This is a genomic window from Dokdonia sp. R86516 (assembly GCF_044596715.1).
Classification (GTDB): Bacteria; Bacteroidota; Bacteroidia; order Flavobacteriales; family Flavobacteriaceae; genus Dokdonia.
In genome coordinates this window covers 1,298,810-1,311,439 of record NZ_CP138998.1, presented here as the reverse complement: position 1 = coordinate 1,311,439, position 12,630 = coordinate 1,298,810, and the positions used below count along the sequence as shown (strand labels likewise).

Annotated in this window: 8 protein-coding genes; 3 read left to right on the top strand and 5 right to left on the bottom strand. The window is 38.8% G+C overall.

The genetic code is table 11. From position 1 onward, the window contains the following. Window positions 1-118: 118 nt before the first annotated feature. Complete coding sequence (locus SJY23_RS06055) at window positions 119-1,264, top strand: peptidoglycan DD-metalloendopeptidase family protein (protein ID WP_396597837.1); 1,146 nt, start codon at window positions 119-121, stop codon at window positions 1,262-1,264. A 92-nt stretch (window positions 1,265-1,356) separates the two neighbouring features. Here the strand turns inward: SJY23_RS06055 and SJY23_RS06050 are convergent, their stop codons facing one another. Genes SJY23_RS06050 through SJY23_RS06040 form a run of 3 tightly spaced genes read right to left on the bottom strand, consistent with a single transcriptional unit; the run spans window position 1,357 to window position 4,214 of the window. Beyond that, the gene (locus SJY23_RS06050; RefSeq protein WP_396597836.1) at window positions 1,357-2,391 is read right to left on the bottom strand and encodes an aldo/keto reductase; all 1,035 of its coding nucleotides are present in this window, start codon (window positions 2,389-2,391) and stop codon (window positions 1,357-1,359) included. Between the two features lie 60 nt (window positions 2,392-2,451). Then, window positions 2,452-3,435 (bottom strand): OmpA family protein, encoded by a 984-nt coding sequence (locus SJY23_RS06045; RefSeq protein WP_396597835.1) that lies wholly within the window; start codon window positions 3,433-3,435, stop codon window positions 2,452-2,454. Window positions 3,436-3,449: 14 nt separating this feature from the next. Then, a complete protein-coding gene (locus SJY23_RS06040; protein ID WP_035334829.1) occupies window positions 3,450-4,214 on the bottom strand; it encodes an exodeoxyribonuclease III in 765 nt (254 codons plus the stop codon). A 118-nt stretch (window positions 4,215-4,332) separates the two neighbouring features. On the opposite strand from SJY23_RS06040, the gene SJY23_RS06035 reads away from it, so the two are divergent. Next, window positions 4,333-7,758 carry a hypothetical protein gene (locus SJY23_RS06035; protein WP_396597834.1) on the top strand — a complete coding sequence of 1,142 codons (3,426 nt, stop codon included), beginning with the start codon at window positions 4,333-4,335 and terminating at the stop codon, window positions 7,756-7,758. Between the two features lie 38 nt (window positions 7,759-7,796). Next, window positions 7,797-8,138 (top strand): hypothetical protein, encoded by a 342-nt coding sequence (locus SJY23_RS06030; protein ID WP_396597833.1) that lies wholly within the window; start codon window positions 7,797-7,799, stop codon window positions 8,136-8,138. 112 nt (window positions 8,139-8,250) lie between these two features. Here the strand turns inward: SJY23_RS06030 and SJY23_RS06025 are convergent, their stop codons facing one another. Then, complete coding sequence (locus SJY23_RS06025; protein ID WP_396597832.1) at window positions 8,251-10,917, bottom strand: GEVED domain-containing protein; 2,667 nt, start codon at window positions 10,915-10,917, stop codon at window positions 8,251-8,253. A 118-nt stretch (window positions 10,918-11,035) separates the two neighbouring features. Next, entirely contained in the window at window positions 11,036-12,571 is a 1,536-nt protein-coding gene (locus tag SJY23_RS06020; protein ID WP_396597831.1) for a glycine--tRNA ligase, read from the bottom strand. Window positions 12,572-12,630 lie beyond the last annotated feature (59 nt).

The window sequence follows — 12,630 nt, the reverse complement described above, 5'->3', positions numbered from 1 at the left end:
ACTAGATAAACGAGCATCATTTTACAGAAGTATTTAAAAACGTTCACATATCATCAATTGCGTCAATATCTGACTAATTCTTGTATGCACATGGCACCTTTTCTGCATATTGGCTGCTATGCTTAAAAAGATTCTATACGCCTTATTACTTCTTGCCATCGTAAGTTGTAATCAAATTCAAAAAGTCACAGACGCCATCACGCAACCTACGGCTCGCGAAGTTTACGCTCGTGGTTTTGAGAAAGATGATAGTATTTACAACTCTTGGAATTCCGCTTTCGCGAAAGCGTATCAAAAAAAAGTACTACCTAAAGACCACAACGCACTCTCTGGTCTTCCTTACACCACTGTAGGCACTTATTCTTCTACAAATTTGATTCCTTACCGCTATACATTCACACTCGCTGCAGGTGAGATTTTTCATGCGGAAGTTGAAAACAATGTAGACTCAACCGCCATATTCCTTGATCTTTTTACATGGAAGAATGACTCTATAATGAATTCAACGCCTAGGTTATCCAATGCTCCTAATGAGAGAAAAATCACTACCGAAATTACTGCATCCGGATTATACACACTCCTCGTACAACCTCAAATAGGCACAAGCTCATCCTTTGCGTTAAAAATATATACAATACCACAATACAACTTTCCAGTAAGTGGAGAAAGCAACAAGGCCGTTCAAAGCTTCTGGGGAGCTTCAAGAAGTGGTGGCAAGCGTAGTCATGAGGGTGTAGATATTTTCGCATCCCGAGGAACCCCCGTCGTAGCGATTACCGATGGTATTGTCTCCTCCATAGGTAATCGTGGTCTAGGAGGTAAGCAGGTGTGGTTACGTGATGGTATTTTTGGACAGTCCCTTTATTATGCGCACCTAGATAGCATTATCGCTACGACAGGACAGCGTGTGAAAATGGGAGACACTTTAGGCTTAGTAGGCAATACTGGTAATGCCAGAACGACTCCCCCACATTTACATTTTGGTATTTATAACCGCACGGGTGCTATAAACCCATATCCATATATTAAACAAACAAATTCACCTCTTATTACAGAGTCGTTATCTAGCAATCTAGGAGTTCTTAAGAGCAATGGTACGATGCGCGTATCACCTACTTCAACTTCAGAAAAAATTGGCACATTAAAGAGAAAGGACACTGTCTTGTTGCTAGAAAAAACAGGCAATTGGTTTCATGTACGTGCTCATGATAGTTTACAAGGATATCTATATAAAACGGCTATAAAGTCCATTCCATCTACATGATTTTATGTAGATAATTACGCTTTCGCGAAAGCGTGAAAAGAAAAAGGCACGCTTTACAGCGCACCTTTTTTACATACTACAATTCTATTTTATTATGGCGCAGGATTTGGTATTGCTGCGTGCACTTCGTCTATTGCTTTTAAAACCTCTTCAGATAGTGTGATATTTGCACTACCGATGTTTTCTTTAAGTTGCTCCATACTTGTAGCCCCTATAATATTACCAGTCACAAAAGGTCTATCTGTCACAAACGCAAGTGCCATTTGTGTAAGACTCAATCCATGCTCATCTGCAATCTTTTTATAACGACGTGTTGCTTCAAATGCATTGTCGCTATGGTAACGATTATAATTAGGAAATAAAGTCACACGCGCATCTTCTGGATATCCGTCTAGATATTTTCCTGTAAGCTGTCCAAAACCAAGAGGAGAATATGGTAGCAAACCTACATTCTCGCGATGTAATCCTTCTGTAAGTCCTATCTCATCTTTTCTATTGAGAAGGTTATAAGGATTTTGAACAGTGACAACCTTTGGAGCGCCTTTTCTAGCTTCCTCTACAAAACGCATCAAGCCAAAAGGAGACTCGTTAGACAGTCCTATATTTCTAATTTTTCCTTGCTTGACATAGGTGTTTAGTGATTCAAGAATCTCTGCAATGTTATCATTCCACTGCTCATCTGGATTGTGAGTGTACCCTCGTTTTCCAAAGAAATTTGTGTTACGCTCTGGCCAGTGTAATTGGTATAAATCAAGATAATCCGTCTGGAGACGTTTTAAGCTCTTATGCAATGCATCATCTATAGCTTCTTTAGAAAAACCGAGGTTATCTCTTACAGAAGCAAATGTTGGGCTAGGGCCAGTAATCTTTGAGGCAAGAACAATCTGATCTCGATTCTTATTTTTGGCTAGCCAATTTCCTATCACTTTTTCTGTTGCGCCGTACGTTTTCTCTTGAAAAGGCACGCTATACATCTCTGCAGTATCAATAAAGTTGACACCCTGAGTAAGTGCATAATCCATTTGCTCATGACCTTCGGCCTCCGTATTCTGGCGCCCCCATGTCATTGATCCCAAACAAATTTTTGAGACTTTTATATCTGTATTTGGTATTGTTGTGTATTTCATAAGTATTGGATTTGACGCAAATCATGGCGTCCGTGTACAACTATACAACTATCGTTTTATCTAATCAATATCATTAAGTAAAGCAGTCACCTCATCAAGTTTAGGCGTTAGGATTACTTCTATACGCCTATTTTTTGCTTTGTTCTCTGCAGTGTCATTTTCGGCTACGGGAGCATATTCTCCACGGCCCGCTGCTGTTAGATTCTTGGGGTCTATATCTCTGTTTGTGCGTAAAATTTCAACAATAGCTGTTGCTCTTTTTGCAGAGAGGTCCCAGTTTCCAGCTAGATTTCCGCTACCTCCGTAAGGCACATTATCTGTATGTCCCTCGATAAGCACGGCAATGTCTGGATTATCTGCTAGCACGCTACCCAGTTGCTTTACAGCCTTTGTTCCGTTTGCGCCTACGGTCCAGCTACCAGAATCAAATAAAAGTTTATTCTCAAGTGATACATATACTTTACCATCACGCTGCTCTACGGTAAGCCCTTTTCCTTCAAAGTCTGTAAGTGCCTTTGAGATAGATTCTTTAAGCGCTCTCATTGTAGCATCTTTTGCTGCAATTACACCTTCTAGCTCATCTACTCTCGCAGATCGATCTGCAAGATCTTTTTCTAACTTCTCAAGACGCGTACGTTCTGCTTCAAGAGCAGCAGTTTTTTCGGCAAGATCGTTTTGTTTTGTCTCTAGTTCGGCTAGAAGTTGTCTGTTTTTCTGAGAATTTTCGGCTATAGTCGCACTACTATTGGATTCTAGTGCGTTATAACTTGCTTGTAGTTGTTCTAGATTAGCTTTCGCGGAGGCGTACTCACCTTCTAACTCCTCTACTCTAATCATACTTGAGGCTAGATCTTTTGACACCTTATCATAAATCTCATTCCTTTTCTTGAGCTCGGCTTTTAAGTCCTTTACATTATCCTCAAGGCTACGGTTATCCTTGCGCAGCCTACTATAGCTTGCTTCAAGATCTTTAAATTTTTTTGCAGGAACACAAGAAGCAAGTGTACTTACTGCAAGCAGTATGAGAAGAGATTTTTTAAACATTGTATTCATATATTTTAAGATAATTTTAGTTCTACCATATGAGGGCAGTGGTCACTGTGCACAGCATCAGAGAGAATCACAGCTCGTTCAATATTATTTCTTAGAGGCTCGCTTACCATATTATAATCTATGCGCCATCCTTTGTTATTTGCTCGCGCATTTGCTCGATAACTCCACCAAGTATAATTGTCTGGCTCCTTGTTAAGATGACGAAAAGAGTCTATAAAACCACTGTCCATAAAATTACTTATCCACTCACGCTCTACGGGTAAAAAGCCACTCACGTTTTTATTACGCACGGGATCATGAATATCGATAGCTTCATGACAAATATTATAATCGCCACCTATCACAAGATTAGGCACATCCAGCTTGATCTCGTTTACATAATCTTGTAATAACGACATGTATTCAAGTTTATGCTCTAAACGAGCACTATTTGTACCTGAAGGTAAATACATGCTCATCACAGAAACATCATCAAAGTCTACTCTTATGTTTCTACCTTCAAAATCCATGGATTCGATTCCCGTTCCATAAACTACATTTTTAGGCGTTTTCTTCGTGAGAATAGCCACACCACTGTATCCTTTTTTTTGTGCGCTAAACCAGTAATGCTCATAACCTAGGCTTTCAAAAACTGCTGTGTCTACTTGGTCTGGCGTTGCTTTTGTCTCTTGCAATAGCACCACATCTGGATCTGTGTGTTGTAACCAGGTGGCAAAATCTTTGCGCAAAGCTGCACGGATACCGTTTACGTTATAAGAGATAATTTTCATAGTATGCTGTATTGGACTGCTAAGTTATAAATTAGGTTTTTCCACTCCTCGTAAAAAACTTATAAAGTTTACCTTTGAGTCATTGTAATATTTACCTCAGCCTAGAGTTTTACTATTGATGCGCGTATTTTACACAGTTCTTTTATTATTATGCACAAGTGCTGTTCTAGCACAACAAACGCGTACCAAAAGAATTGCAGTAAGAGACTCTGTACTTTTAGACTCTGTAAGTATAAATCCATCCTTATTTAAAATTACCACGCTACAAGGCACAACAATAGACAGTACAGCTTATAGTGTTGATTATGGAAAAAGTATCCTTACGCTTAGCGCGAAAAATGAAGCTCTTCCAGATTCTCTCATTGTAACTTACAACGTTTATCCAGATTTTCTCACGCGTGCTTACTCACAGTATGACTCTAGCCAAATTGTGACGAGTACTGGGAGCCTTAATAAGGTAATAAGCCTAGGTGAGGACAGGAGAACAAATACTGTCACTCCATTTTCTGGCCTTAACGTGAGCGGAAGTATACTGAGAGGAGTCGCTGTAGGTAATAGCCAGAACAGCACTTTAAACTCAGAGCTAGACTTACAAATAAGCGGGAAGCTAAGTGAGCGCGTTACCTTACGCGCTTCTATACAAGATGCAAATATACCCAGCCAGCAAGGCGGATACTCTCAAAACCTGGATGAGTTTGACCAGGTGTTTATCGAGCTATTTTCTGACAATTGGAATATAAGAGCTGGTGATATCAATCTAGAAAACAAGGACACCTACTTCGGCAGATTTACAAAGAAAATCCAAGGCTTATCCCTAGGTGGCACCTTGAATCACTCAGATGATAAACAAACAGACTTACATGCTTCTGGAGCTTTAGTGCGAGGTGTTTTTACACAAAGTACATTTATAGGGCAAGAAGGAAATCAAGGCCCTTATAAACTTACGGGACCTAATGGTGAGCTATTTGTACTCGTAGTCTCAGGAAGTGAGACCGTTTATGTAAATGGCATCCCGCTTACACGTGGAGAAAATGAAGATTACATTATCGATTATAATGCTGGGGAGATTCGATTTAATGCGACTTACCCCATTACTAGTGAGATGCGTATTAATGTTGCTTATCAATTTTCTGAGCGCCGTTACACGCGCTTTCTGGCGTATGGAGGAGGAAGCTTTCGCGAAAGCGATAAACTCAAAATATCTGCTCACGTATACTCAGAAAGTGATGCTAAGAACCAACCACTACAACAAAATCTCACCTCCGAACAAGTTGCTATTTTACAAGAAGCTGGAGATGATATGCAAGAAATGATTGCCCCTAGCGCAATCACAGACACCTTTGATGAAAATAAGATTCTCTACAGACAGATTATTGTAAATGGAGTCGAGGTTTTTGAATTTAGCGCTAATCCTGAAGAAGAACTATTTCAAGTACGTTTTACAAATGTAGGAGAAAACCAAGGAGACTACATTTTAAGCACAACAAATACTTTACAGCGTACTTTTGAATATGTCGCCCCTATAAACGGTATTTCGCAAGGTTCTTTTGCTCCTCAAGTACAACTTTTTGCTCCTACGGTCTTACAATTAGGCGTAGTAAATGGAAGCTACACACCTTCAGAAAAAACTACAATAAACTTTGAAGCTGCAGGAAGTAATAATGACACAAATACATTCTCTACGCTAGATGATGACGACAATAATGGTTATGCTGCACATGTAGACGTAAATCAGCTGCTTTATAAAAAGGATAGTTTATCTAGCTTTCGTGCTTTTGGAAGTTGGGATTTTATACAAGAAGATTTTAGAAGTATTGAAGGGCTTTACAATATAGAATTTAACCGAGATTGGAATGTAGAGAACTCACTAGCACAAGCTGGAGGAACCTTATTAGGAACTCAACATTTTACTACGGTAGGACTCAATTATGCTCATGCAAAACAGGGTGCAATTACCTATCAATTTCAACATCTAAATTTTCAAGATGCTTATAATGGTTACAGACACAGCTTAAATGCCTACTGGGAACTTGGCAATTTAAGAACTGCGATTAATGCAAGTACGCTTAGTACAGATGATGTACAACTCAATACAGACTTTACACGAGCAGACGTAAATGCAATTTATGGTTTCAAAAAATCATGGATAGGCGCTTCATTTAATATGGAAGACAATGTTAGAATTACAAAGAGGAATGACTCTATAACGGCAAATAGTCAGCGATTTAGTTCTTACAAAGCTTTTGCCGGTGTGGGAGACAGCACAAACATCTATATAGAAGCTGGATATAAATATCGTATAAATGATAGTGTGCGACTCAATCGTATAGCACGAGTAAATACTTCCAATACGTATTACTTAAAATCCCAATTGATAAAGAATGAGAAAACGAACATCTCGCTCTTTCTAAATTATCGTAATCTTAGCTATGAAGATCAACAAGAAGATGAAAATTCGCTCAACTCAAGACTACTTTATAATCAGCGATTTGCAAATGATATCATCCGACTTAATACTGTTTTTGAAACTAATAGCGGCACCCAACCTCAGCAAGAATTTACTTTTATTCAAGTAGACGAAGGTCAAGGAACCCATACATGGAATGATTACAACGGAGATGGCATACAAGAGCTAGATGAATTTGAGATAGCTCAGTTTCAAGATGAAGCAGATTATGTGAGAATACTTCTCCCAAACCAAGTATTTGTAAGAACTCACCAAAACAGATTAAGCCAGCAACTCACACTACAGCCTGGGCAGTGGTCAGGACTCAAGGGAATAAAAAAGTTTCTTTCCCACTTTTACAATCAGTCTAGCTATATCTTAGATAAAAGAGTATTGCGCACTGATAACAATTTTAGCCTGAACCCATTTAATGAGGATGACGATGAAATAGGCGCTACGGTCAACTTTAGAAATACATTATTTTTTAATAGAGGAAAGCAGCGTTATACTACCTCCTATTCATTTCTGTCAAATACATCTAAAATTCTTCTTTCTACAGGATTACAGGAAAGTGTAGTACAAAGTCATCAACTCAACTTTCTACACAAAGTAAAAGAGAGCTGGCTCTTTAATGCCAGAGGAGAACTAGGCTCTACCGAAAGTAGCGCAGAGAATTTTAGCTCTCGTAATTTTAGTATAGATAACTTTGGTGTTAATCCTAAGCTCTCACATCTCTTTGGCAAACAATCGAGGGTCTCACTGTTTTATGAATATCAAAATAAAAACAACACGACTGGAGAGCAAGAACAACTTGACCAACAGAATCTTGGTATCTCATTTGCACTAGCAGATTTAGAAAAAGTATCATTAACTGGGGAGTTTAAGTATATCAATAACGATTTTCGCGGAAGCGCATTTAGTCCAGTTGCATATCAGATTCTAGAAGGGCTACAACCAGGAACAAACTTTACTTGGAATGCAATTGCACAGAAGAGGATAACTAAATTTTTAGATTTGAACGTCTCTTATTTTGGTCGTAAAAGTGAAGAAACACGAACTATCCATACAGGTAACATTCAGATTAAGGCTTTCTTCTAAATTTTAACGACCTTTAAGGAAACAAAAACTACCTAAATATGAAAACAAGATTATACATTACAGGTATGTCTCTAGTGGGAATCATGGCTTTTTCTTGCTGTGGGCAAAAGCCGGTTGCTATAGAAGACACTAAAACAGCACTTATGGATTTTGACACTAAAGGATACACTTCGGGAACTATTGTACAGTCTAAAGCAGAAGGCGATTGCGAGTGGACAATTAAGCTTGAAGATGGCCGTCATCTAGACCCTATGACTATCGATAAAGACTTTATGCAGAATGGCGCCACTGTTTGGTTTAAGTACACTCCACAACGTCGCATGAGTAGATGCGATAAAGCTAGCCCTGTAGGGATTACAGAAATGAAGATGAACATGTAGATTGAGAATGTACTTACCTTTTCTACAAAAAGAAAGCTCAACAAGAAATTCCCTGTTGAGCTTTTTTTATTTAATGGATACTTACAGCTTATGTCTTAGCCGTATTGATTATTTATCTAACGACTATCTTCTCTACTAATTTAGACCCACCGTCTATATCTGTAAACTGAACGATATAAACGCCAGCTGCAACATATGACATGTCTAAATCATATGTATAACCATTACCTTTTTTATCAAGATTATTGTGGGCAAGTCTTTGTCCAAGAGTATTAAAAACAGAAATGGCAGCTCTTCCCTCAAATGGTGTATTCACATTTATAGCAAAGTATTTATTATCTGTGCTAGTTATATTTAAAGAAGTTTCTAAAAACACGTTATTCTCTACCGCGAGTACTTCTGGGGTAAATGTTGCCGTATAATCATTAGTTCTTCCATATTGAAGATCCTCACAAGGATTATTAACATCACCAGCACCACTTTCATCTTCTCCTCTCACACGCATAGTCAATGGCCCTGCAGTAAGCTGTGCCATATCAAAACTTGTAACGTCAATTGAAAATGCAAAATCAGTATCTGCCGTTGGAACTTGTCCAGAAGAAACAAGCTCGTCTTCGCTAAAGGTTGCATCATCATTTATATCAATCCAAATTGCAAATGCAGAGTCCGTAAAGCCAACTTGCAGAATTCCAGATAATGACTCTGGACTGTCAAATGCAAATTCAATCCCTGAATCATCACTATATCCTGTAGACGTACAATTTGTTACTAATGCATTTTGATTTGCTAATGTAATGGTAGTCACTCCGTCACCAAAGCCTTCACAATCTCCATCGGGTTGACATGCTAGTCCCACAGTATTTGTTGCTACACACACCAATGAATCATTATCAACATTGCTATCATTACTCAACAAAGTAGATACATCAAGTGTATAGTTACCTGGCTCAGAAAGGTCTGCACCTTGAGCAAACGTAAATTCGGCACTTAGCCCTGGCTCTATAGTTCCTGTAAAAGTTTCTACTACTGCTGCTCCACCATTTACGGTGTATTGCACAGTTGGATTTGTGATTGCATTTGATCCGTAATTTCTTATAGTTACAATAATATCCTCATCACCTGTGTATTCTCCTTCTCCTACAGGAGTTACAATACTAAAAACACTAAGGTCATCTGGCTGGGCTGCGTCTAGTGTAAAATTAGCAACCACATCTCTACGCGTTGGATCGAACTGCTCTGTAATAAACCAAAACGACTCGTTCTCTGGATCAAGAGTTAAGTGCACATAATCCGCAAATCTATCACTAGGAGACGCTGCTGTACTTCTAAAAAGTTCTTGTTCATATACTGTCATTACTCCTAATGGATCCCCATCAAAACGACCAGTATAATTCATTGCTATACGATCTTCATCTGATGATGAAATGTAGCCTAAAGCAATATTTCCTTGAGAATCCATCGCCATACTTCCTTGATATGCGTTACGCTTTCCTGGAGTGACATAAGTACCTTCTTGATATATAGACCATGGTTGCCCATCTCCATCTTGTCTTAGCTCATACCATCTTATTCCTGCCTTTTCTCCTGGGTCTAACACATCAACTACAAAATTCATTACAACTGTATTGTAGGTAGGAAAACGTCTATATTGTACTTGGTTCATCATCGTAGCTTGCAATGCATCTACATCTGGACCTCCACCTCCTTGTGGAATATTTGAGAATGATCCTCCATCAAAAACACTTACAAAATCTGCTGTTGTGATTTCTTGAGCCAGTTCTATACTTGCATTTGCAGCATCTGCCCAATCTATAGTAGCTTCCCATACTTTAAGATGGTCATCATCGACTCCTCCCCATGCGTCATCTTGAAGATAAACTACAGGAACTGGAGTACCTGCTGGAGCGCTCTCATCTCCCGTAGTATGAAATCCTTGTGGGCTATAAAAACCATTTCTTTCAATTCCAGGAAGTCCAAAAGCTACAAACTGAGCCGCTTCATCGTTTAACATTTTATTACGCTCGAGTAGGAAAACTTGCTCTGTAGTTGAGTTTATATTTGCCGTAACTACGTAAGATTCACCAAATACAGAAAATTTTGTGTAATCAGGGAAAGCTCCTGCATTAAATTGTGCTTCATAAATATACCATGGGTCATTCACAGGATCGGGACCCGCAGATATTGCTACATCAAATCCATTACCTCCAGGCGCTCCTCCATTACGGAATTCTGTAATAACGTACCTTCCTCTAGGTATGCCTGCACCATTATCTACGTTTGCATCAAAGAAAACAATTGGATCTCCCGTTGAATTTCCAGGAAACAAAGTGCTTAAATCCATTTCTGGAGTAGCATCTGTTCCGTCCTTATTGAATATTTTGAAACCTACATTCCATGCAGCTATATAGTGGTTAGGTCCCGCCGCACCTGTAGGGTCAGAAGGTGTAAAAGAAGATACATCTGCTACAAATGTAGTGAGAGGTGATCTTGTTTGTGTCATGCTAACCTCTTGACTACGTTGTGCGTTTACGAGAGGATCATTACCTACAGAACCCTTACCTGGAACAACATTTGGAGATCCTATGCCCTTGGCACGACCTAATTTTGGTGTATCATCTGCATATATAAGTGTCCCTGCTTTAATTTGATCTGCAATACTAGGTATTACAACAGGAGCAGAAAGTAGCCCACTTTTACTGGCTCTATTAGTTTGCTGAGCAGACACCCCGAAGCTAAAGGCTAAGAAAGCTGCGACCAGCAGTGAGTAGATTTGTTTCATAATGTAGTTTTTTAGTGGTTTGCTTGTTAAAAAGATATTAAAAATACAAAAATCTCAACCTAAAGCATAAAAAAACACCCATGAAATGGGTGTTTATAACAATTATCGACAATTAGCTTTAAGCTATCCAATGTCTAAAATTCACTTTCTTATTGAGAATATCAGGTAAATCTGTGATTAAAACACGTTGTTGCTCCATTGTATCTCTATCTCTTACTGTAACCATATTGTCTTCTAGTGTATCATGATCAACGGTGATACAAAGTGGAGTTCCAGCCGCATCTTGACGTCTATAACGACGACCTACTGCATCCTTCTCATCATATGCTACACGATAATCGTATTTTAAATCATCGATGATCTTTTGTGCTACTTCTGGGAGCCCATCTTTTTTAACTAGTGGTAAAATAGCTGCTTTTACAGGAGCTAAAATTGCTGGTAATTTCAATACTACTCTTGAAGTTCCGTTTTCTAATTCTTCATCTTGAAGTGAAGCAGAAAATACTGCTAGAAACATTCTATCTAGCCCTATTGATGTTTCTACCACATAAGGCACATAACTCTCATTAAGCTCTGGGTCAAAAAATTGCAATTTCTTTCCAGAATGCTCTTCATGTGCTTTAAGATCGAAGTCTGTTCTAGAATGTATACCCTCAAGCTCCTTAAAGCCAAATGGAAAGTTGAATTCTATATCTGTTGCTGCGTTTGCATAGTGCGCAAGCTTCTCATGGTCGTGAAAACGGTAATTCTCTTCTCCAAGTCCTAACGATTTATGCCATTTTAAACGAGTTTCTTTCCAGTGCTCGTACCACTTCATTTCTTCTCCTGGACGCACAAAAAATTGCATTTCCATTTGTTCAAATTCTCGCATACGAAATATAAACTGACGTGCAACAATCTCGTTTCTAAATGCTTTACCTGTTTGTGCAATTCCAAAAGGAATTTTCATACGCCCTGTTTTCTGGACGTTTAAATAGTTTACAAAAATACCTTGCGCAGTTTCTGGACGTAAGTACAAATCTGTTGCCGTCTCTGCAGAGGCTCCTAGCTTTGTTCCAAACATCAAGTTAAACTGGCGCACATCTGTCCAGTTTTTTGATCCAGACTCAGGACATCCTATTCCCAGCTCTTCTATAAGTGCTTTTACTGCTGGCAAATCTTCTTCGGTTAGATATTGTGCAAGTCTTGCGGTAGCGCTTTTTTGCTTCTCACGATATCCCATAACTCTAGGATTTGTCGCTTCATATTGCGCTCTATCAAAGCTTTCTCCAAAACGTTTTGCAGCCTTAGCTATTTCCTTTTCGGCTTTTTGATTGAGCTTTTCTGCATAGTCTTCAACGAGTACATCTGCACGGTAACGCTTTTTTGAATCTTTATTATCTATAAGCGGATCAGAAAATGCATCCACGTGACCAGACGCTTTCCATGTAGTAGGATGCATAAATATTGCAGCATCTAGACCTACAATATTTTGGTTCATCTGCACCATGCTTTTCCACCAATAGTCGCGTATATTTTTCTTAAGCTCAACGCCGTTTTGACCGTAGTCATAGACAGCACTTAGGCCATCATAAATCTCACTACTACCAAAGATGTAGCCGTATTCCTTTGCGTGAGATATTACTTTTTTAAAATGATCGTCTTGTTGAGCCATAAGTTGTAGATTAATTATTCAATTTATTAAAATTGATGAGGTATAAAGTTACGCTTTCG